We start from the raw sequence: 22,633 nt of genomic DNA, 5'->3' as shown, positions 1-22,633 counted from the left end.
CGACCTTGGCCGCCCCTGAAGCATTAAGATTTCGAGATTTGCGGCTGTACGGTGTTGCGCGGTGCCTTGATCACCAGCAGCACCAGCACTGCACCCAGCGCGGCCACGCCGCCCGCCAGCATAAAGGCGCTGTCGAACTTACCGGTGTTTTGCACAATGTAGCCGGTCACGATCGGGCCGATGATACCGGAAACGCTACCGACCAAATGAATAAAGCCGCTGGCACCGCCGACCCGGGATTTATGCACCACGTCCTGAATAATGGCCCAGTAGATGGCACCGGTGATGTACAGGAAGAAGATTGACACCGACATCAATACCACCGCCGGTACTACGCTGCTGACGGTACCCGCCAGTGCCACACAGATAGCCGCCGCCAGCAGGCTGGTGACCAGTACGATCTTGCGCGACAGCAACAGCTTGCCGGTGATATTGAAAATCTTGTCGGAGATATAGCCGCCGAGTGCCAGCCCGACAAAGCCGACAATCCATGGGATCATGGTGGTGAGGCTCATTTCCTTGATGTTCAGGTTATGCGCCTGAACCAGATAGGAAGGGAACCAGCTCAGGAAGAAGAACAGGATGTAGTTGTAGCAGAAGAAGGCGAACGCGGTGACCAGGATGATCGGCTGTTTCAGGTAGTAGCCCAGCCCGTGAGCGGCGTTGCTCAGCTCTTCCTCCGCGCTGTGGGTTTCCTGTTTCATCCGGTTGACCAGCGCAAGCTCCTCATCGCTGACGCGTTTGCTTTTCGCCGGGTTATCCGCCACCACGAAGAACCACACCAGCATCCAGACGATACCGATCGAGCAGATGATCATAAACGCCGGTCGCCAGCCGAACGCTAGCGCCAGATAGCCGACGATTGGCCCGGCCACGGCGCCGCCCAAAGGTGAGCCGGCGCTGAGCAACCCCATGGCGGTTGCTGCCTGTTTCTTCGGGAACCAGCCGTTTATCATCTTATTGGCCGAGGCGCAGATTGGCCCTTCCGCCATGCCGAACAGCACGCGCAGGATCAGCATGGAATAGAAACCGGTGGCTAATGCCGTCATGCCGCAGAAAATCGACCACAGGCCAACGGCGATCCCGAGCACCAGCGTTGGGCCGAACTTGTCTACTGCCAGCCCGCCGACAAAGTTGAAGATGGCGTAACCGAAGAAGAAGCTGCCGAAGATGATGCCGAACTGTTCGGCATTCAACATCAGATCCTTCTCGATCATAGGCACGGTAATCGACAGCGCAACGCGGTCGAGGTAGTTGATCATGTAGACCATAAACAGCAGGAACACTATGGTCCAACGCAGGTTTTTAAACATAAAATCACTCCACTTGGTATAGGCTGTGTCCCGTCATTGTCCGTGGCGCCGTCGCAGACCCAAAGGCCCGTAATCAAGGCGGAGGGTGCTGGGCATAGCGGGCCTACGTTCAAGCCCGACAACACAGAGTACGGGTCTTTGGGGCGCGACCCGGAGGGCTGGGGCCATTTGAACGCGCACCTGTGTTACGAGCCGCTTATTTGGCCCACCAAACCTCACGACTCGCGCCTTGCTGCGCGTCCAAATGACCGCCAGCGGCGTTCACGTACAATGACGGGGCGCAGCCTGGCTTAATTGCGAAGCTTCATGGTTGAAGAGGGCGCTTCCTGCCTCCCTCTGCCCTGGTAAATTCATCAGTCAAATTGCAGTAACACCTTGCAGCAGGTGCGTTGGTCTTTTTCGAACATCAGCATCGCCTGCTCGACCTCGCTGGCCGAGACGCAGTGCGTAATTAATCGCTGCGGGTCGATTTTGCCGCTGGCCATCCAATCGATGACCTGCGGGAAGCGCCCGCTGTTGAGGCGTGAGGAGAAAATCGACAGCTCCTTGCTGGTGATGCTTTGCTGGGTCAGCGTGCAGGCCTCGCCGGAGAAGCCCATGATGCCGATACGCGCCGCCGGTGATGCCAGGTTAATCGCTTCCTGCAAAATGGCCGGATGACAGGCAGCGTCGACGATCAGCGTCGGCCGGAGTCCACGCCATTCCAACTCGGCTTGCAGTGAGCCTTCGGCGTTATTGAACGTCCAGTCGGCACCGTTCTCCTGAGCCATCGCCAGTCGCTCACTGATGCGATCGGCCACAATCACCTGTTTCACACCGTAGACCCCTTTCAGCGTTTGGATCACCGTCAGCCCCATTGGCCCGGCGCCGTAGATCAGCGCGATGTCCTCGGCGTTAGGTTGCAGGTGGGCGGTGATATTGGCGCCTATGGTGAAAGGTTCGACCATCGCGGCATGGCGATCGCTGATGCTGTCCGGGATGCGGTAGGCATTGCGTGCCGGGGCACAGGCGTAGTCGCTGAACCCCCCGTCGCGGTGCACGCCGATCACCTGCAGTTCTGTGCAGACGTTAGGGCGGCCTATAGAGCAAGGGTAGCAATGCCCGCAACTGACGACCGGATCGACCGCAACGCGTTCCCCGATACGTAGCGGATCGATATCGCTGCCCACCTGGTCTATGACGCCAAAAAACTCATGCCCGATGACGCGCGGGTAGCGGGCGAAAGGGTTATGACCATGGTAGATATGCACATCGGAACCGCAAATGCCGGCGAACTTTACCTTCACCCGCACTTCGTCGGCTGCCGGTTGCGGCAGGGAACGCGGCTGGATAACCAGACGGCCGGGCTGCTCGATGACCACGCTTTGCATGGTGCGCTCTTCTGTTACCAGTTCCATAAGGTGCCATCCTCCAGGCGTGCGACCGGCAGATAAGCCGGTTCATAGGGATAACGGGCAGCCAGTTTTTCATCGAACTCAATGCCCAGACCTGGCTTGTTGCCCGGATGCATGTATCCGTCGTTGAAGCTCCAGCTGTGCGGGAACACTTCGAGCATTTGTTCGGAGTAGCCCATGTATTCCTGCACGCCGAAGTTCGGCACCCACAGATCAAAATGCAGCGCCGCCGCCATGCAGATCGGGGACAAATCGGATGGCCCATGTGAACCGGTACGCACCTGATACAGCGAGGCAAAATCGGCGATACGGCGCATACCGGTAATGCCGCCGGCGTGGGTCAGGGTGGTACGGATATAGTCGATCAGCTGTTCTTCGATCAGTTGCTTGCAGTCCCAAATACTGTTGAAGACCTCGCCGACGGCGATAGGGGTCACGGTATGCTGGCGGATCAAACGGAAGCATTCCTGATTCTCTGCCGGGGTCGGATCCTCCATCCAGAACAGGCGATATTGCTCAATGCTTTTACCGAAACGGGCGGCTTCGATAGGGGTCAGCCGGTGGTGCATGTCGTGCAGCAGGTGTTCGTCAAAACCAAAGCGGTTGCGCACCGCTTCGAACAGCTTGGGCGTGAAATCGAGGTATTTTTCCGTTGACCACAGCTGCTCTTCCGGCCAGTTGCCTTTAGTGGCGGGTTCATAAGCCAGGCCTTTGCCTTTGGCCATGCCGTAGGTGGTTTTCATGCCAGGCACACCGCATTGGGCACGAATGGCTTTAAAGCCCAACTCTTTATGTTTGGCGTAGTCGTCGAGCACTTCGTCGATGGAATGGCCAGTGGTGTGGCAGTACACCATGACGCCGGTACGTGATGCGCCACCGAGCAATTGGTACAGCGGCATATTGGCGGCCTTGCCCTTGATGTCCCACAGCGCCATGTCTACGGCAGAAATGGCGGACATGGTGACAGGCCCGCGGCGCCAGTAGGCGCCTTTATAGAAGAACTGCCATATGTCTTCGATCTGATGGGCGTCCCGGCCGATCAGCTGCGGACAGACATGATCTTTCAGATAGGACGCCACCGGCAGTTCACGGCCATTAAGCGTGGCGTCGCCGATACCGGTAATGCCATCGTCGGTGGTGATCTTCAGCGTGACAAAATTCCTGCCTGGGCAGGTCACAAATACCTCTGCGTTAACAATCTTCATAACGTCTCTATCCTGTTCCCACGGGTCATCATATTGGACGGAAAATACGCCATGAATGAACTACCATACAAGTATGATTTAAAGGATTTGCCGGAGAGGATCACATTTCGATGCGGAATAAAGTGCAAACGACAGGCGGTAAATTATTTGGCGGGGAAGCGGCTGACGCTACAACCAGTGGCGCTCAACCCTTACCGGCGAGCGCCAAAGGCGGTTATTCCGAGGAGGAGCCTTGCCCCAATAACCCACAGTTGGGGGGCAGACGGCATTCAATGGCATTGGGCAACACTTCAATGCGGAAATGCTTGCCCTTCAGGGGTTCACCGTCGAGATTAAAGGTCATCTCATGGGGAGCCTTGATTTCCAGCCACGGCAGTGCGGCGCTGATGACGTTTTTGTTTTCTTCATCGTTAAACAGGCTGGCTACCAGCGCCGGCAGAAGTTCATCCGCAATCAACAGGCGCAGCTGCAGCAGCCCATCGTTGATCAGCGCGTCCGGGCAGAGCTGTTGACCGCCCCCGGCCTGTTTGCCATTGCCGATGCCGATGACCAGCGCGTTGCCGCTCCAATGGAAATCCGGCCCGCGGATCTCGCAGCGGTCGGCCTTGAGCGTATCCATGCGCAGCAAACCGTGGATAAAGTAGGACACGCCGCCCAGCGCCGCCTTGAGTTTTTCCGGCGTCTCGGTGGTGATACGCGTGCCGAAGCCACCGGTCGCCATATTGATGAAATAGCGTTCATCGTTCACTTTCGCCAGATCTATCGGCACCGCGCGGCCCTTCACCGCCAGCCGCAATGCCGGCTCCGGCATCAAAGGGATATTGCAGGCCATGGCGAAATCATTGGCGGTACCCAGCGGCAGAATGCCCAGCATCGGGCGGGCGTCCGCCGGCAAGGCCGTTAGCGCTGCTGCCACTTCGTTGATGGTGCCGTCGCCGCCGCCGGCAATCAGCGTGCTCACCCCCAGTTGGCAGGCTTCCCGAACATAACGTGCGGCGTCACCCTGTTCCCAGGTAACGCGAACGTGCAGGGACTGGCCTTCATCTCGCAACTTCTGTACTGCAAGGCGAACCTCTTCGTTACCGGCGCCTTTGCCGTTAATGATAAGAAGCGCTGGTGCTGGTGAATGCATTCCCGATATCTCCCGGCTGTAAACTATAGGGCAACGATAAACTACCCGTCGGCGACAGGCCATCAGAATATTCAGTTAATTCTGATCTATCCTGACCTGGCAGAGTTTATTTCTGCAGGATTGACTTAAATTAAGATATATCCGTGGGAAAGTTAGCGATTTTTGTTAATGCATTAATTAATCGTTGTAGCTTTGTTTTTATATCGCTATGACAACAGCGCGTAATGAAAAATAAGCAAGTCAGTGAATTGAAAGCTAATGGATATATTAGATAGGATTATTTTTTGATATCCAAGAAAAAGCCAGTCCAAGGGAGATTGGACTGGCTAAGGAGGTGGTTCCTAGTATTGCTATGCAAATCTTTTTCGTTCTTAGTTTTAAGCAGCCTGATGTTAACCAAGCTGCGCAGTAATTGATGTGATCCAATTCTAATATTTGCTAAAAAATGCCATTAAAGGATCACCTCCTGCATTTTACGCCGCAGGAGTATTGATATCCGGCAAATTTCGGATCAGCAACGCGTAATTGAGATCGATATCTTGCGGGATCGGCAAATAAACGATATGGCCGTTACCCGGTGCCACGTCGATCGCTTCACCTTTCTTATTTTGCATGCTCTCCAGGGTAAACAAGACGTTACCACCTGGGGTCATCATTTCTACGCTGTCACCGAGCAGGAATTTGTTTTTCACGTCCACTTCAGCCCAGCCGTCACGCCGTACCCCGGTGAATTCGCCGACAAACTGTTGGCGCTCAGACAGCGAAGAGCCGTAATCGTAGTTTTGCTGTGCTTCATGTACGTGACGGCGCAGGAAGCCTTCGGTGTAACCCCGGTGCGCCAGGCCTTCGAGCGTGGTCAACAGAGTGGGATCGAACGGCTTGCCGGCGACGGCGTCATCAATGGCGCGACGATAGACCTGCGCGGTACGTGCGCAGTAGTAGAAGGATTTGGTGCGGCCTTCAATCTTCAGCGAATGCACACCAAGCTGCGTCAGGCGTTCCACGTGCTGGATGGCGCGCAAATCCTTTGAGTTCATAATGTAAGTGCCGTGTTCATCCTCGAAGGCGCTCATGTATTCACCGGGCTTCTGCGCTTCGGACAGCATGAACACCTTGTCGGTGGGGGCCCCGATGCCCAGCGTCGGCTCGACGGTCTGCACCGGGATCGGTTCATGCATATGCACGATGTTGCCGGTCTCGTCTTCCTTGCCTTCTTCCGCTTTGTACTGCCAGCGGCAGGCGTTGGTGCAGGTGCCCTGATTAGGGTCGCGTTTGTTGATATAACCGGACAGCAGGCAGCGGCCGGAGTAGGCCATGCACAGCGCACCGTGGACGAAGATTTCCAGCTCCATCTCCGGTACCTGGGTACGGATTTCGGCGATCTCATCCAGTGACAGTTCACGCGACAGGATCACCCGCGTCAGGCCCATTTGCTGCCAGAATTTTACCGTCGCCCAGTTTACCGCGTTTGCCTGCACCGACAGGTGGATATCCATCTGCGGGAAGGCTTCACGTACCATCATGATCAGGCCGGGATCGGACATGATCAGCGCGTCCGGGCCCATGTCGATCACGGGTTTAAGATCGCGCAGGAAGGTTTTCAGCTTGGCGTTGTGCGGGGCGATATTCACTACCACGTAGAAGCGTTTTCCCAGCGCATGGGCTTCGTTAATCCCCTGTGCCAGATTCTCGTGATTGAATTCATTGTTACGCACCCGCAGGCTGTAACGCGGCTGGCCTGCATAAACCGCGTCGGCGCCATAGGCAAAGGCGTAACGCATGTTTTTCAGCGTGCCGGCTGGGGAGAGGAGTTCCGGTGTAAACATAATGAGTCTCGGTCTGATTTCAGGTCAGTACCGCACCACCAAATGGCGCAGTAAAAGCGGGGAATTGTAGCGGCAGCGCGAAGAGAAATCAGCAGGTAACCGGATTTATTACAGGGAGATTGATCCTGGTCATAAGAAAAACGCGCGATGGCGGGCATCGCGCGCTTTACAGATGCATTAAGCGCTCAGATCGCGTACGTCGGTGGACGGACCGTTTTTGATCACCGACTGAATACCATTCTTTGCCGCAGTTTCAGAGCTGTACATCTCACTGACGCCGATCACCTGATGATTCTTGGCTTTCAGCACGAAATAAGGCTGATTGCTGGTGCTGTGCTTCAGTTCATATTGTGCTTCGTGGGGGGAATTGGTTTGCACCGAGGCAATGCCATTCTCCGCCGAGGCCTTGCTGGCGTACATCTCGCTGGCCAGAATGATTTCGCCATTGCTGGCTTTCAGGTTGAAGTGGTATTGCCCATTCTTTGCTTTTTTCAGCTCATAGTGACCGATTGCCATGGTTCCTCTCCTGTGGGTTCCGATTAGTGATGTAAGTGTAGCCAATGGCTTGAAATTGAGCGGCTAATAAACCGGACTTGAGAAGGGTAGCGCAAAAAAAACGCCATTTTTTTGCGCTGACAGGGAGTTTTGTGCAGTGGATACTGCTGTAGCACGGGAAGCTAATGGGGGATTGTCATGCCGAAAGTTTGCGCAGCCCGCCGCATTATCGAGCGCGCAGTATTTCAACCGCAACCAGGGAGGGCTAAGGTGAGGCCGCTGCATCATTGCGGTCAAAAAATAAGCGCTGCATCTTGGCATCGACGCTTAACAGGCATATGCTTAGGCCTATGCCTGTAAGGGGAGATGGAAATGGAAAGGGTCGCGAAACTGTTTAAAAACGGCAGAAATCAGGCGGTGAGGTTACCCGTGGAATTCGAATTTGATACAGATCGTGTGTATATCCGCCGCGATCGGGAGGGGAACGTGATTTTATCTAAATATCCGGCCAAACCTGACAGTTGGGCTCCGTTGCTGCAAATGATCGAAAAAACGCAGGTCCCGCAGGACTTTCTGGCGGCTGATGAACGTCAGCAGGGGAGTGTTACCCGCGATCCGTTCGCCGGGGAAGAGTAAGCATGTATATGTTTGACACCAATACGGTCAGCCAACTGTTCCGTCGGCATCCCCGCTTGCTGAGCCGAATGGAAAAAGTCCCGCCTTCTGCGGTATGCATTTCCAGCATTACGCAGGCGGAACTGCTTTATGGCGTGGCCAAACGGCAGAACCTTACGCTGAAAGCGACGGTCGCGGCATTTCTTGATTCCGTGACGGTATATGCCTGGGACAGCGAAGCCGCACATTGCTATGGCACGCTGCGGGCGGAAATGGTGAAAAAGGGGCGGGTGATGGGGGCCCTGGATCAGCTTATTGCCGCCCACGCGCAGAGCCGCGGAGCGACAATAGTGACTAACGACCGGGCGTTTGCCATGGTGCCGGGCCTGACGGTAGAAGACTGGACCTAGGGCCGGCTAAAGCCCGTTCACCAGGCGGCAAGGTTCGGACTCCCAGCGGTAACCGACGCCGTACACGGAGCGGATAAAGGATTTCTCGCCGTCGATCAGCTCCAGCTTGCGCCGCAGGTTTTTGATGTGGCTGTCGATGGTGCGATCGGTCACCACCCGGTAGTCGTCATACAGGTTATTCAGCAGTTGCTCGCGCGAGAACACGTTGCCCGGCTGGCTGGCCAGGGTTTTCAACAGGCGGAACTCTGCCGGAGTGAGATCCAGCATCTGCCCCTGGTAGCTGGCCTGAAAACGTGGTTCATCAATGTGAAGCTGCGTTTCTTCCTGCATATTGTCCAATGGACGATAGCAGCGGCGCAGAATGGTTTTTACGCGCGCAACCACTTCACGCGGGCTGTAAGGTTTGCAGATATAATCGTCTGCACCGATCTCCAGCCCCAGCAGGCGGTCGATCTCTTCAATTTTTGCCGTCACCATCACCACCGGAATATCGGTGAAGCGGCGCAGTTCTCGGCATACCGTTAACCCATCGCTGCCCGGCAGCATCAGATCCAACAGGATCAGCGCCGGTGAATGCTCATGCACCGCCGGGACCACCTCGCTGCCGTTGGTCAGCCAGCGCGTGGCATATCCCGCCGCCTGCAGGTAGTCCACCAGCAGTTGGCCGAGCTTGGGCTCATCTTCAACAATCATAATTTGCAACGGTTGATTCTGGGTTTCCATCATGACGCCTTATTCATTACCGGGGTGGCGAATTCTACTGTAATCCGCACGCCGCCCAAAGGCGAGTGCTGGGCGTAGATCGTCCCGTTGTGTGCTTCCACTATGTTTTGACAGATCGACAACCCCAGACCGGAGCCGCCACTGGCGCGGTTACGCGAACCTTCGGTACGGTAAAAACGTTCGAAAATGCGCGCCAGCTGATCGTCATTGACGCCCGGCGCGCTGTCCTGCCAGTAAATCAGCAGGCGGCCTGGCTGCGTCTGGGCGCCGATCTCCAGTTTGCCGCCGGCGTCGGTGTAACGCAGGCTGTTTTCCAGCAGGTTATTGAATAATTGGTTAAGCCTGTCCGGATCGCCAAACAGCAGTGCCTGTTCTGGCAGTTGGGTCTCGATCTCCAACCCTTTGGCGTGAAAGCGCTCGCGGAAGCTGGCTACCGCGATTTGCAGTAAATGCACGCAATCCACCTGCGATTTACGGTAGGCGAGTGCACCGAGGTCGGATAATGACAGTTGATGCAGGTCGTCCACCAGTTTGGTCAGGGTGGAGACTTCGGCCTGCAAGGATCCCAACGAGGCCGCCGTAGGTTGACGTACGCCGTCCTGCAGCGCCTCCAGCTCACCGCGCAGCACCGCCAGCGGGGTACGCAACTCGTGCGAGACGTCGGCCATCACGGCGCGCCGCATCTGCTCGTTTTTTTCCAATGAGGTGGCGAGCTGGTTGAAGTCCTGCGCCAGCCGGCCCAGTTCATCCTGGCTGCTGACGGCTACGCGGGTGCTGAAATCCCCTGCGGCCAGGCGATGGGTACCGGCCACCAGCCGTTTGACCGGCGCCAGCAACCCGCGCGACATCAGCCAGGTGACCGCCGCTGCCAGCAGAGTGGAAAGGGCGACAATCATCCAACTGGTACGTCTTTGCTGCTGATCGAAGCTGATGTCGGTATTACGTGTCAGCCTTTCTATTGGCGTCGTAATTACCCAGCCGACGATTTCATTGTTGTAGCGGATCGGATGACGCGGGCCTTCCTTCGGTACCGGGCCGGAGTGCCCCACCAGCCGGTTGTACTGGCTGTCCACCACCCAAAACTGGGTGCGCCAGCCTTTGGGTGGCAAATTGTGGCTGCTGTCGCTGTTTTGTTCGAACGAGCGCATGATCTGGTAAATGACCTGATCGTTATTACGCAGAAAAACCCAGTTGCCGTGGCGGCTGTACTGTTCTTCCAATGCTTCACTCAGCATGTTGATGCGCTGCTCGTTACTGTTTTTGATGTAGTCGATAAAACCACGCTCGAAGCTGACGCGCACGCCCCAATGCATGGTAATGAGCACCAGCATGCAGGTGGCGAAGATGGCCATGAACAGCTTGCCGGTGATGCCTATTTTCATTATTGCAACCTCGTGGAGCCGGTCCCCGGCTCTTTGGTCAGCGTACGGTTGGGGGCGGTATCGGCCGGAACGCGGGCGAAGGCCAGCGCGGGCAGGGCGATGATTAACGCCATGCAACAGTAGCTGTAAATAAATGCGCTGTGGATGGCCGGGCTGTCGGTGACTACCTGGTGATGGGCAAAGCTGCCGATAAGAATACCGGCGATGCTGACGCCGAGGCTCATCGACAATTGCATGACCATCGACAGCAGGCTGTTGCCGCTGCTGGCCAGCCGATCCGGCAGATCTTTCAGCGTCAGGGTGTTCATGGCCGAGAAGCGCAGTGAGTTGACCATGCCCTGGAAGAACAGCACTACCGGCAGCAGCCAGATCCAGCCCAGCATAGCCACCAGTGGGAAACTCAGGCTGATCAACGCCAGCATCAGCGTGGCGGCAACCAGCACGTTACGGTAACCGAAGCGGTTAACCACCCGCACCACAATGCGTTTCATTCCCATACTGCCGATAATCATCGGGATCATCATCAACCCGGCGTGAAACGGGGAGAAGCCCATGCCGACCTGCATAAACAGCGGTGTCATAAAGGGCAACATGCCGCTGCCGATACGGCCCAGCAGGCTGGCCGTCAACCCCACCTTGTAGGTTGGGGTTTTAAACAACCGCAGTGAGAACAACGCGCGGCTATTTCCGTGCGCATGCCACCAGTAACCCGCCAGCGCCGCTACGCCTGCAACCACCAGGGCAACGATAGCGGGGGATGAAAGCCCCATCCCTTTGTGGCCGTCGAGCGCCAGCGTCAGCGTCGCCATGCCGATTGCCAGCATGATAAAGCCGCTGATGTCGAAGCGACGGGTTTGCATGCGGTAATTGGGCATCAGCAGCAAAGTGGCGATGGCCCCGGCGATCCCCACCGGGATATTGATCAGGAAAATCCAGTGCCAACTGGCGTACTGCACCAGAAAACCGCCCAACGCCGGCCCCATTAGCGGGCCGATTTGGCCGGGCAGGGTGACGAAAGTCATCGCGGCCATATACTGCTCGCGCGGGACGATTTTCATCACCGTCAGGCGACCGACGGGCACCATCATGGCGCCGCCGATGCCCTGGATCACGCGTGAGGCGATCAGCTCGTTCAGGGTCTCAGAGCGGGCACACAGGATAGAACCCAGGGTAAACAACACGATGGCGCTGAAGAACACCCGCTGCACCCCAAATCGATCCGCCAACCAGCCGCTGGCAGGCAGCATTACCGCTACCGTCAGCACATAGGAGACAATCACCGACTGCATGCGCAGCGGGTTCTCCCCCAGGCTGACGGCCATCGACGGCAGGGCGGTGTTGACGATAGTGGTGTCGAGCGTCTGCATAAAGAAGCCAAACGCCACGATCCAAAGTTGCCATTGTACGGAGGCGGTGTGTTTTATCAGCATCGGGTGGCCATTATTGGGGCAATGGATCCAGTTTCTTGCCGCGACGGAATTTCATCTGCAGCCGGTCAAAATACAGGTACACCACCGGGGTGGTGTACAGCGTCAACAGTTGGCTGACGATCAGGCCACCGGCGATGGTGATGCCAAGCGGCTGGCGCAGCTCGGCGCCGTCGCCGTGGGTCAACACCAGCGGCAGTGCACCGAACAGCGCCGCCAGGGTGGTCATCATGATCGGCCTAAAGCGCAGCAGGCACGCCTGGAAGATGGCGTCATGCGCGCTGATACCGCCGTTACGCTGCGCATCGAGGGCAAAGTCGACCATCATGATGGCGTTCTTTTTCACGATACCGATCAGCAGCATAATGCCTATCAGCGCAATCAGGCTGAACGGCGCGCCGAACAGCTCCAGCGCCAGCAGGGCACCCACGCCGGCGGAGGGCAGGGTGGACAGAATAGTCAGCGGATGAATGTAACTTTCATAAAGAATGCCCAGCACGATATACACCGTGGCGATGGCGGCGGCGATCAGCAGCAACTGAGATTTCAGCGTTTCCTGGAAAACCTGGGCGGTACCGGCAAAAGCGCCACGCACGGTAGCAGGCACGCCGAGCGCCGTCATGGTTCGATCCACGGCGGCGGTAGCGTCCGACAGGCTGCCGCCATCCGGCAGGTTAAACGAGATGGTCGACGCGGCCGACAGGCCCTGATGATTGACCGACAGCGGTGCATTGGCGGGCCGCCAACTGGCAAAGTAGGAGAGCGGGATTGCCTTGCCGTCTTTGTTGATCACAAACATTTTGTCCAGTGAGCTGACGTCCTGGGTGTAAGGCGGTGCAACTTCCATCACCACTTTGTACTGATTGAGCGGTTGATAGATGGTCGAAATCTGACGCTGGCCAAAGGCGTTATTGAGCAGGTTGTTGGCATCGGAAACCGAAATGCCCAGCCGGGACATGGTCTCGCGATCGTAAACCAGGTCCATTTCCGAGCCTTTGTCTTGCTGATCGGAGTTGACGTCTGCCAGCTCCGGCAGGGCGGCCAGTGCGATGCGGATCTTCGGTTCCCATTCGCGCAATGCGGCAAGGTCGTCCGCCAACAGCGTGTATTGGTAACTGGCGTTCGCCTGTCGGCCACCGACGCGGATATCCTGCACTGCCATCAGGAACAGGCTGGCACCCGGTTCTTTCGCGAGTCGGGCACGCAGTCGGGCGATCACTTTCTGTGCGTCATCGCTGCGAACCGACAGCGGTTTTAACGAGATAAACATCGAGCCGCTGTTGGTGCGCGAGCCGCCGGTGAAACCGGTGACGTTTTCCACATCCGGATCTTCACGCACGATCTTCATGAAATCCTCCAGCTTACCGCGCATGGCCTGGAAAGAGATGCTCTGATCGGCCTGGATAAAGCCCATCAGGCGACCGGTATCCTGCTCCGGGAAGAAGGTTTTCGGAATGCTGATATACAGCCAGACATTGAGCGCGATGGTGGCGAGAAAGAGGGCCAGCACCCAGCGCGAATGGCCGAGCACCCAACTCAGTGAGCGCCCATAACCTTTTTGCAGCGCCAGCAGCATTTTACCGAAGCCGCGAATGCGCCGCTGCGCACGCGCCGGCTGGTGGTGCAACAGATAAGCGCACATCATCGGCGTCAGCGTCAGGGAGATGATCAACGATAGCCCGATAGAGACCGAAAGGGTAACTGCAAACTCGCGGAACAGCCGGCCGGGCAAGCCTTCCATCAGCAGCAACGGGATAAATACCGCCACCAGCGACACGCTCATCGAAAGCACGGTAAAGCCGACCTCCCGCACCCCCTGCAACGCGGCGTTGAGAGGTTTCATGCCGGCTTCGACGTGGCGCGAAATATTTTCCAGCACCACGATGGCGTCATCGACCACAAAGCCGGTGGCAATGGTCAGCGCCATCAGCGACAGGTTATTCAGGCTGAAACCACACAGGTACATCGCGGCAAAGGAACCTATTAACGATACCGGTACTGCCACCGCCGGGATCAACGTTGCGCGGCCGGACCGCAGGAAGATGAACACCACCAGGATCACCAGTCCGATGGCGATAACCAGCGACTGTTCCACTTCCGCCAGTGAGGCGCGGATGGTTGGCGAACGGTCCTGCGCGATATTCAATTGGATCGACGCCGGGATGTTGTCCTGCAAGGCGGGCAATTCGGCGCGAATGCGATCGACGGTTTCAATGATATTGGCGTCCGGCGCCCGGCTGATGGCCAGAATAATCGCCGGCTTGGCGTCGGTCATCCCGGCGTTACGTACGTCCTGGACCGAGTCCTTGACCTCGGCCACGTCGCTCAGGCGCACCGCCGAGCCGTTGTTGTAGTGGATAATCAGTGGGCGATAAGCTTCGGCCGTTTTCAATTCATCGTTGGCCTGGATCTGCCAGCGCTGTTGCTGATTGTCTACCGAGCCCTGCGGCCTGCGCACGTTGGCGTTACTGATAGTCTGGCGCACCGCATCGAGCGAGATCCCCTGATTGAACAGCGCGCTTGGGTTGAGTTCGACCCGCACCGCAGGCAGGGAGCTGCCGCCGACCGAGACGTCGCCCACTCCTTCGGTTTGGGCGATTTTTTGCGCCAGCTGAGTCGAAGCGAAGTCGTAAAGCTGGCCCTGGCTGTAGGTGTCGGAGGTCAGCGTCAGGATCATGATTGGCGCGTCGGACGGGTTGACCTTACGGTAGCTCGGGCGGCTCGGCATGCCGGTGGGCAACAGGCTTTGCGCCGCGTTGATCGCCGCCTGCACGTCACGGGCGGCGCCGTTGATATCACGGTCGAGGTCGAACTGCAAAATGACGCGCGTGCTGCCCAGTGAACTCATCGAGGTCATTTCATTGACCCCGGCTATTCGGCCCAAAGCGCGTTCCAGCGGCGTCGCCACCGACGAGGCCATGGTTTCCGGATCGGCACCCGGCAACGAAGCGCTGATTGAAATCACCGGATAGTCGACCTGCGGCAGCGGCGAAACCGGCAGCAGGCTAAACCCTATCACGCCGCTGATGGCAATCGCCAGGGTCAGCAGCGTGGTGGCCACCGGCCGGTAGATGAACAGGGCAAAGAATTTCACGGCAGCTCCTGCACATCCGGCTGACGGCGAGTATTACGCGCCAGCTTGTCAAACAGCAGGTAGATCACCGGAGTGGTGAACAGCGTCAGGATCTGGCTCATGACCAGCCCGCCAACCATACAAACCCCGAGCGGATGTCGCAGCTCCGCGCCGACACCGGTGCTGAGCATCAGCGGCAGCGCGCCCAGCAACGCGGCCAGCGTGGTCATCAGTATCGGTCGAAAGCGCAGCAGGCAGGCCTGATAAATGGCATCGTACGGCGACATCCCCTGCTCACGTTCTGCGGCCAGCGCGAAGTCGATCATCATGATGGCGTTTTTCTTCACGATGCCGATCAGCAAAATGATGCCGATAATGGCGATCACGTCCAGCTCGCTGCCGGCCATCATCAGCGCCAGCAAGGCGCCGACCCCGGCGGTGGGCAGGGTAGAAAGAATGGTGACCGGGTGAATAAAGCTTTCATACAGCACGCCGAGCACGATATACATCGCCACCACCGCCGCCAGGATCAGCCACAGGGTGCCGCCCAGCGCCGCCTGGAACGCCAACGTCGCGCCCTGGAACTGGGTGGTGATGTCTTTGGGCATATCGAGATTTTTTTCCGCCAGGGTGATGGCGTCAACCGCTTCCCCGAGTGAATAATTGCCGGCCACGTTAAAGGAGATGGTAGCCGCCGGGAATTGATCGAGATGGTTCACCGACAGCGGCCCGAAGCGCTCTTCGATTTTGGCAATGGTGTTCAGCGGCACGATGGTGCCGTTGCTGCTGGTCAGGCGGATCTCACTTAACGCCGCCAGGCCCGGTGTGGTGCTGACGTCATGTTCCAGCACCACGCGGTACTGATTGGCCTGGGTGTAAATGGTGGAGATCAACCGCTGGCCGAAAGCGTTGTACAGGGCGTTATCCACGTCACTCATGCTGATGCCGAGGCGAGAAGCCGAATCGCGATCGACGTTCACGTAGGCCACCAGCCCCTGATCCTGCCAGTTACTGGTGACGTCCGCCAACTGCGGTGCCTGTTTCAATTCCGTCATCAGCTGCGGTACCCACAGGCTGAGCTCGTCCAGCGACATGGCCTGCAGGGTAAACTGGTACTGGGTGCGGCTGACCTGGGTGTCGATGGTCAGATCCTGCACCGGTTGCAGATACAGCCTCACGCCTGGGAACTGCGCGCTCTGCTGCTGCAGACGAGTGATGATGGCCGGAATACGATCGCTGCGTTCGTTCAAGGGTTTGAGGTTGATCTGCAGACGACCGCTGTTGAGCGTGGCGTTGTTGCCATCGACGCCAACAAACGACGTTAGGCTCTCCACCGCCGGATCCTTGAGGATTTCTGCCGCCACCTGCTGTTGGCGCTCGGCCATATTACTGAACGACACCGACTGAGGCGCCTCCAGCGTGCCCTGAATAATACCGTTGTCCTGTACCGGGAAGAACCCTTTCGGGATCAGCAGGTAAAGCAGGACGGTGAGCACCAGCGTGCTGAACGCCACGCCTAGCGTCAACCAGGGATGATTCAGCACGGTTTTCAGCCATTTGCCGTAGCGGGCGATGACCCGGTCAAAGAAGCGTTCGGAAGCGGCGGAAAAACGGTTCTGCTTGCGCAGGGATTCATGGCTTAGCATGCGCGCGCACATCATCGGCGTCAGCGTCAGCGAAACCACCGCGGAAATCAAGATGGCTACCGCCAGCGTTACGGCAAACTCACGGAACAGCCTGCCGACGATATCACCCATAAACAGCAGCGGGATCAGTACGGCCACCAGCGAGAAGGTCAGTGAAATAATGGTGAAGCCGATTTCACCGGCGCCTTTTAATGCGGCATCGAGCGGTTTCTCGCCCTTTTCGATGTAGCGCGAAATGTTCTCGATCACCACGATGGCGTCGTCGACCACGAAGCCGGTGGCGATGGTCAAGGCCATCAGCGTCAGGTTGTTGATCGAAAAGTCCAAAAAGTACATGGCGGCGAAGGTGCCGATCAACGACAGCGGTACGGCGACGCTGGGGATCACGGTGGCCGGTACGTTACGCAGGAAAACGTAAATCACCATCACCACCAGCGCGACCGCCAGCAGCAACTCGAACTGCACGTCGCTGACCGAGGCGCGAATAGTGGTAGTGCGGTCGGTCAACACCTTGACGTCGACTGACTTCGGCAGGCTTTTGATCAACTGGGGCAGCATCTCGCGGATGCTGTCGGCGGTGGTGATGACGTTCACCCCTGGCTGACGCTGAATATTGAGCACGATGGCCGGCTGCTTATTGGCCCAGGCCGCCAGCCGGGTATTTTCCGCACCTTGTTCAATGGTGGCGACATCCTGCAGACGAATCGCGGCGCCGTTCTGGTAGGCGACAATCAGCTGGCGGTAGTCGTCGGCTGATTTCATCTGGTCGTTGGCCGAAAGGGTGACCGAACGCGTTGGGCCGTCCAGGCTCCCCTTGGCAGAGTTAACGTTGGCGTTGCTGATGGCGGTGCGGATGGTTTCGCTGTCCAGACCGTAGGCGGCAACGGCCGCAGCATTAAGCTTCACGCGTACCGCCGGCCGCTGGCCGCCGGAAATCGTCACCAGTCCGACGCCGGTGACCTGAGATATTTTCTGCGCGACACGGGTTTCCACCATGTCTTCCACCTGGGTCATCGGCATGGCGCTGGAGGTCACGGCCAGCGTCAGGATCGGGGGATCGGCCGGGTTAACCTTGCTGTAAATCGGCGGGTAGGGCAGATCGTTCGGCAACAGGTTAGTGGCGGAGTTGATCGCCGCCTGCACTTCCTGTTCGGCGACGTCGAGCGGCAACTCAAGCTGGAATTGCAAGGTGACGACCGAGGCGCCACCGGAGCTTTGCGACGCCATCTGCTTGAGGCCGGACATCTGGCCAAACTGGCGCTCCAGCGGGGCCGTGATCGCCGAGGTGACCACGTCCGGGCTGGCGCCGGGATACAGCGTGACCACCTGAATGGTCGGATAGTCGACTTCCGGCAGCGCAGACACCGGCAGCGCGCGATAACCGATAATCCCCGCCAGCAGGATCGCCAGCATCAACAGCGTGGTGGCAACCGGACGCAGAATAAACAGGCGGGATGGGCCGCCGCCGGCGTTAGGTGGTATCACCTGCATCAGGATTTCCCCTGAGTGCGCGGTGAGTGGGTAGGCCGGGTTGCGGCCGGGGTAGCCTGCGGCGTGACGACTTCAACCTGCATGCCTTCGGTCAGGCGATCTATGCCGTCGGTCACTACCCGATCGCCGACGTTGAGGCCGGCGTTGATCACCACTTTTTGGCTGTCCTGTACGCCGGTGGTCACCAGGTGTTTACTGACCTTGTTATCTTCGCTCAGGGTCCAGACGAAGTTGCCTTCGTTGCCCATCTGCAAGGCGGCTGTCGGAATGACGATCGCATCCAGCAGCGTCGCGACCTTCAGGCGAGCATTGACAAATTGGTTGGGGAACAGCGCGTCGTCCTCGTTGGTGAAGCGCGCTTTCAGTTTGATGGTGCCGGTGGTGGTGTCGATCTGGTTATCCAGACTCAACAGCGAACCGGTTGCCAGCAGGTTTTGGTTGGTGCGATCCCAGGCCTCGACGCTGACCGGGCCGGCTTTTTGCGCTTTGATCAAATCGCTGATATTGCCTTCGGGCAAGGTAAATACCACATCGATAGGGTGCGTCTGGGTGATCACCACAATGCCGGTGGTGCTGCCGCTGCTGATGTAATTACCGACGTCCACCAGCTTCAGACCGACACGACCGTCAATCGGAGCGGTGATGCGGCTGTAGGTGATTTGCAGCTTGGCGCTGTCGACGGAGCCCTGATCGGCTTTGATCGCGCCTTCGGTCTGTTGCACCAGCGACAGCTGGGTGTCCAGATCCTGTCGCGAGACCAGATTGGTTTTGGCCAATTGCTGATAACGCGCCAGATCGCGCCGGGCGTTGGCGAGGGTGGCCTGATCTTTGGCCAGTTGGCCCTGTGCCTGAGCCAGCTGCACCTCGAACGGACGCGGATCGATTTCAACCAGCAGGTCGCCGGCCTTGACCTGCTGCCCTTCGGTAAAGTGGATCGCCATCAGTTGGCCATCGACCCGGCTGGTGACGGTCACGGTGTTGGCCGCGGTGGCGGTGCCCAGCCCGGAAAGATAGCGCGGCACCGTCTGCTGCGTGGCGGTTGCCGCCTGTACCGGTGACATGGGGGCTCCCCGTCGTCCCCCGCCTGCGACTGCTTTTCCCCCGGCGGCGTGACGCGCACCCGGTGCGGCATTGTCGGCAGATTGCGGAGTGCTGAAGTGACGCCAGATCAGCACGGCGGCAATAGCCACAATAACCACCACCAACAGGCGCAGTAACAGTGAACGACGTGGGTTTTTTGCATTCATGGTGGCGAAAATCTCTCCAAAAGGCAGGCGTGCGGGCACTCATTGCCAAAAAAGTTACACTCCTTACAGAATACTAGTTTAGCGAGGAAAGACGGCATAAAAATGAAGGAAATATGGAGGAACCGTCAGCATTGTCCGAATAAGTTGTAGATTTAATCCTGCTATGTTTATAAGCGTTGCCATCCGGCTTATAGCGAATGCGTTTTAGCGGATTTCCTGCTTTCGCGCTAATAATTAACCTGCGAATCATCAACTCCATGGAGCATGCAATGAGTCATAAAGAACTGGGCCGTTCGGGCATCAAAGTGCCGGCATTAACCTTCGGCGGCAACGTGTTTGGCTGGACGGCAGATCGCGAAACTTCATTCAGCCTGTTGGATGCGCTGGTGGAAAATCAGCTCAACTTTATCGATACCGCCGACGTGTACTCGAGCTGGGTGACGGGCAATCAGGGCGGCGAATCGGAAACCACCATTGGCCAGTGGCTGAAAAAGAGCGGCAAGCGTGACCAGGTGATCATCGCAACCAAAGTCGGCAAGCCGATGGGCGAGGGTAAGCAGGGGCTGTCGCCACGCTATATCCAACGGGCGGTAGAGGATTCCCTGCGTCGTTTGCAGACCGACTATATCGACCTTTATCAGTCACACGATGATGACCGGGACACGCCGTTGGCGGAAACCCTGGCGGCGTTTGATGGGTTGATCAAGGCCGGCAAGGTGCGGGCGATAGGCGCTTCCAACTATCAGGCCGATCGTCTGGAGGAGGCGTTGAAAGTCAGTGAGCAGAATGGGTTGGCGCGCTATGAGACCCTGCAACCGGAATACAATCTTTATGCGCGCGAGGAGTATGAACGTAGCCTGGCGCCGGTAGTGCAGCGCCATGGATTGGGCGTGATTAACTTCTTCTCGCTGGCCAGCGGTTTCCTGACAGGCAAATACCGCAGCGAAAAAGATATCGGCAAGAGCCAACGTGGCGACACCATCGTTGAGCGATACCTTAATCCACGCGGTTTCAAGATTCTGGCGGCGCTGGATCGGGTGGCGGAAAAACACCACACCTCGCCAACGCAGGTCTCACTGGCCTGGCTGATCGCGCGGCCGGACATCACCGCGCCGATCGTCAGCGCCACGTCGCTAAAACAGTTGGATGAGCTGATCAGCGCTACCCGGCTGCGGCTGGATGCCGAGGATATCCGTAGCCTGAACGAGGCCAGCGCCTGGTGACGAGCATCAGCTGCGGGCGGTGTTAATCAACGTCAGCAACTGTGCCAGGCAACTTTCTACTGACCGGTGCGCGGTATCGATACGGGCCACCGGCTCCTTCCAGGGCGTGTAATCGTGAGCAGTGACATCGCGCCAGTTGGGAAGCCGCAGCCCGGTAACGTCACCGGCGCGGGTTTCAACCCGTTGACGGTGTTCGCTACTGTCGGAGCAAACCACCTCAATCTCGAAGCAGGCTGCTCCGGCCCTTTGCGCCACCTTACGCCAGGCGTCACGGGTGACCGGCAGCGGGTTGACCGAGTCGGCAATCAGAGTATGGCCCAGACGCAGGTTGTCCTCGGCCACGCCATAAGCGGCAAAATAGCCGGCGGGACCGATGTCACCGGCCAGGGAACCGCTGTTGCGGATGGCTTGCTCAAGGGTATCGATTCGAAGATACATTGCCGGCAATGCGCTGGCCAACGCCCGTGCCAGCGTAGTTTTACCGCTGCCGGGCAGCCCGGAAAAAACGATCAGCATTGTTGCTCCCGCCATGATTGTTGTCCCAACCGATACAGTACCTGTTTTTGCAACGGATGGCTTGGCGGCAGAGCGCGGCATTGATATGCCACGCTCTTGGGCCCTTAACGGAACAGCGTCTGCGCCCAACGAGCCAGTCCGGCGGTGACCGAGCCGAAGTCGTTGCCGCCGACAATAGGAATGCCCGGCAACTGCTGTTGTAGCGCGGCGCGCAACAGCGGGGAGCGTGCGCTGCCGCCGGTGAGATAAATCACCTGCGGTGCAGTCTGGCTACTGGCCAGCGCGGCGCTGACCTGTTCCTGAATGCGCAGCAGCGGCTGTGAGATGGCCTCGGCAAGCTGATCCTGGCTGATGGTTTCCGCCAGGTCAGTCTGGACGAAAGCCAGCGGAGCGCTGATGTTTTGCTGTGCCGACAGGGCGATTTTGCTCTCCTCTGCCGCGCGCACCAGGCGGTAGCTCAGGCGCTGCTGGTGCACTTTCAGCAGGCGCTTAACCTTTTCCGGTTCGGCGGCATCGCGGATCAAATCGCGCAGCATGCGGCCATTGGCGGCGCTGTAGAAGTCGATCTGTGCCGGGACGTCGTTGGTGGCGACCGCGTTCCAGTAAGGCAGCGCAGGCAGGGCGATGCCTTTTTCGGTTTCGCCGCCCATACCGAACAACGGCATCAACTGCTTGAACGCCAGCATGATGTCCAGGTCGTTACCGCCGACCCGGCAACCGCTGTGCCCCAGCAGGCTTTGCTGACGATCGGCACGGTCACGCCACTGCGGGCCCATCAACAGCACCGAACAGTCGGTCGTCCCGCCGCCGATGTCCACCACCAGCACGGTTTTCTCTTCGCTCAGTGTCGCTTCGAAATCCAGGCCTGCGGCGACCGGCTCGAACTGGAATTCAATGTCCTTGAAGCCGGCGCGCTCCGCAGCGCGTTGCAAAATGCCCTGCGCCTGACGGTTAGCCTCTTCGCCACCGATACCCTGGAAGTTGATAGGACGGCCAATGACCGCCTGGCTGATGCTGTCCTGCAGCACGTTTTCCGCCTGACGCTTGATGTGGAACATCATGGCGCACACCAGATCTTCAAACAGCGCGATCTGCTGTGGCTTCAGGCCGTTGGCACCGAGGAAGGATTTCGGCGAGCGGACAAAATACACTTCTTCCGGATCTTCAACGTAGTGCGCCAGCGCCTGCAGGCCGAACAGCACGCTGTCGTTGCCGACGGGAATGTCTTCTTCGCGGTTGTAGTTGATTGCCCGGCGCAGCAGCTGCTGGTTTTCCTCGCTGGCGGTCGGCACCTGCCAGTGGTGGTGCAAACACTCGCTCACGGCTTCGCGCGTCGGGGCGCACAGCATCGACGGCAGGTAGGGTTCGTTGTTTTCCAACGTCAGCAGCTCAGGGCCGTTATCTCGCATCACTGCGACGGAACAGTTGGCCGTTCCGTAATCGAATCCAATAAACATGTCTTTTCTCTATCCCCATGCCAATGAAGGGGGGCGACTTTACCCGAGACTTGGCCCT

General features: G+C 58.1%; 17 protein-coding genes. 3 read left to right on the top strand and 14 right to left on the bottom strand.

Translation table 11 applies throughout. The annotated features are described in order from the left end of the window. Positions 1–23 precede the first annotated feature (23 nt). From H5P17_RS19175 to H5P17_RS19150, 6 genes are all read right to left on the bottom strand, one after another. Positions 24–1,313 (bottom strand): MFS transporter, encoded by a 1,290-nt coding sequence (locus H5P17_RS19175; RefSeq protein WP_182824626.1) that lies wholly within the window; start codon positions 1,311–1,313, stop codon positions 24–26. Positions 1,314–1,666: 353 nt separating this feature from the next. Next, positions 1,667–2,683, bottom strand: a complete 1,017-nt coding sequence (locus H5P17_RS19170) for a Zn-dependent oxidoreductase (protein ID WP_182824638.1) — start codon at positions 2,681–2,683, stop codon at positions 1,667–1,669. 14 nt (positions 2,684–2,697) lie between these two features. Further along, positions 2,698–3,912, bottom strand: a complete 1,215-nt coding sequence (gene manD, locus H5P17_RS19165) for a D-mannonate dehydratase ManD (protein WP_044554626.1) — start codon at positions 3,910–3,912, stop codon at positions 2,698–2,700. Between the two features lie 214 nt (positions 3,913–4,126). Continuing rightward, positions 4,127–5,044, bottom strand: a complete 918-nt coding sequence (gene yegS / locus H5P17_RS19160) for a lipid kinase YegS (protein WP_182824624.1) — start codon at positions 5,042–5,044, stop codon at positions 4,127–4,129. Between the two features lie 473 nt (positions 5,045–5,517). Further along, positions 5,518–6,870, bottom strand: coding sequence for a tRNA 5-hydroxyuridine modification protein YegQ (gene yegQ / locus H5P17_RS19155; protein WP_182824621.1), 1,353 nt, complete (start codon positions 6,868–6,870; stop codon positions 5,518–5,520). 177 nt (positions 6,871–7,047) lie between these two features. Then, positions 7,048–7,386, bottom strand: a complete 339-nt coding sequence (locus H5P17_RS19150) for a YegP family protein (protein ID WP_099062617.1) — start codon at positions 7,384–7,386, stop codon at positions 7,048–7,050. A gap of 351 nt (positions 7,387–7,737) precedes the next feature. Here H5P17_RS19150 and H5P17_RS19145 point away from each other — a divergent pair, with 351 nt between their 5' ends. Both H5P17_RS19145 and H5P17_RS19140 read left to right on the top strand, forming a co-directional pair. Further along, positions 7,738–8,001 carry an antitoxin gene (locus H5P17_RS19145; RefSeq protein ID WP_044554629.1) on the top strand — a complete coding sequence of 88 codons (264 nt, stop codon included), beginning with the start codon at positions 7,738–7,740 and terminating at the stop codon, positions 7,999–8,001. 2 nt (positions 8,002–8,003) lie between these two features. Further along, on the top strand, positions 8,004–8,390 hold the full coding sequence (locus H5P17_RS19140; RefSeq protein ID WP_044554630.1) for a type II toxin-antitoxin system VapC family toxin: 387 nt from the start codon (positions 8,004–8,006) through the stop codon (positions 8,388–8,390). Positions 8,391–8,396: 6 nt separating this feature from the next. Here the strand turns inward: H5P17_RS19140 and baeR are convergent, their stop codons facing one another. Genes baeR through H5P17_RS19110 form a run of 6 tightly spaced genes read right to left on the bottom strand, consistent with a single transcriptional unit; the run spans position 8,397 to position 19,379 of the window. Continuing rightward, complete coding sequence (gene baeR, locus H5P17_RS19135; RefSeq protein WP_020828095.1) at positions 8,397–9,113, bottom strand: two-component system response regulator BaeR; 717 nt, start codon at positions 9,111–9,113, stop codon at positions 8,397–8,399. After that, positions 9,113–10,495 carry a two-component system sensor histidine kinase BaeS gene (gene baeS, locus H5P17_RS19130; RefSeq protein WP_182824619.1) on the bottom strand — a complete coding sequence of 461 codons (1,383 nt, stop codon included), beginning with the start codon at positions 10,493–10,495 and terminating at the stop codon, positions 9,113–9,115. The genes baeR and baeS overlap by 1 nt, the downstream gene beginning before the upstream one ends. Beyond that, a complete protein-coding gene (locus tag H5P17_RS19125) occupies positions 10,495–11,925 on the bottom strand; it encodes an MFS transporter (protein ID WP_182824617.1) in 1,431 nt (476 codons plus the stop codon). Before H5P17_RS19125 ends, baeS begins: the two co-directional genes overlap by 1 nt. A gap of 10 nt (positions 11,926–11,935) precedes the next feature. After that, positions 11,936–15,016 carry a multidrug efflux RND transporter permease subunit MdtC gene (mdtC, locus tag H5P17_RS19120; protein WP_182824615.1) on the bottom strand — a complete coding sequence of 1,027 codons (3,081 nt, stop codon included), beginning with the start codon at positions 15,014–15,016 and terminating at the stop codon, positions 11,936–11,938. Further along, positions 15,013–18,132: an MdtB/MuxB family multidrug efflux RND transporter permease subunit gene (locus H5P17_RS19115; RefSeq protein WP_182824613.1), complete on the bottom strand. Its 3,120-nt coding sequence runs from the start codon at positions 18,130–18,132 to the stop codon at positions 15,013–15,015. The genes mdtC and H5P17_RS19115 overlap by 4 nt, the downstream gene beginning before the upstream one ends. Further along, complete coding sequence (locus H5P17_RS19110; RefSeq protein WP_182824611.1) at positions 18,132–19,379, bottom strand: MdtA/MuxA family multidrug efflux RND transporter periplasmic adaptor subunit; 1,248 nt, start codon at positions 19,377–19,379, stop codon at positions 18,132–18,134. Before H5P17_RS19110 ends, H5P17_RS19115 begins: the two co-directional genes overlap by 1 nt. 269 nt (positions 19,380–19,648) lie before the next feature. Here H5P17_RS19110 and H5P17_RS19105 point away from each other — a divergent pair, with 269 nt between their 5' ends. After that, on the top strand, positions 19,649–20,602 hold the full coding sequence (locus H5P17_RS19105) for an aldo/keto reductase (RefSeq protein WP_182824609.1): 954 nt from the start codon (positions 19,649–19,651) through the stop codon (positions 20,600–20,602). A 6-nt stretch (positions 20,603–20,608) separates the two neighbouring features. On the opposite strand, the gene H5P17_RS19100 is transcribed toward H5P17_RS19105, so the two are convergent. Both H5P17_RS19100 and yegD read right to left on the bottom strand, forming a co-directional pair. Further along, positions 20,609–21,118, bottom strand: a complete 510-nt coding sequence (locus H5P17_RS19100) for an AAA family ATPase (protein ID WP_182824607.1) — start codon at positions 21,116–21,118, stop codon at positions 20,609–20,611. Positions 21,119–21,222: 104 nt separating this feature from the next. Beyond that, entirely contained in the window at positions 21,223–22,575 is a 1,353-nt protein-coding gene (gene yegD / locus H5P17_RS19095) for a molecular chaperone (protein ID WP_182824605.1), read from the bottom strand. Between the last annotated feature and the right edge of the window lie 58 nt (positions 22,576–22,633).

The organism is Serratia sp. OS31 (assembly GCF_014164835.1).
GTDB lineage: Bacteria > Pseudomonadota > Gammaproteobacteria > Enterobacterales > Enterobacteriaceae > Serratia > Serratia liquefaciens_A.
This window is presented reverse-complemented; position numbering and strand designations above follow the sequence as displayed.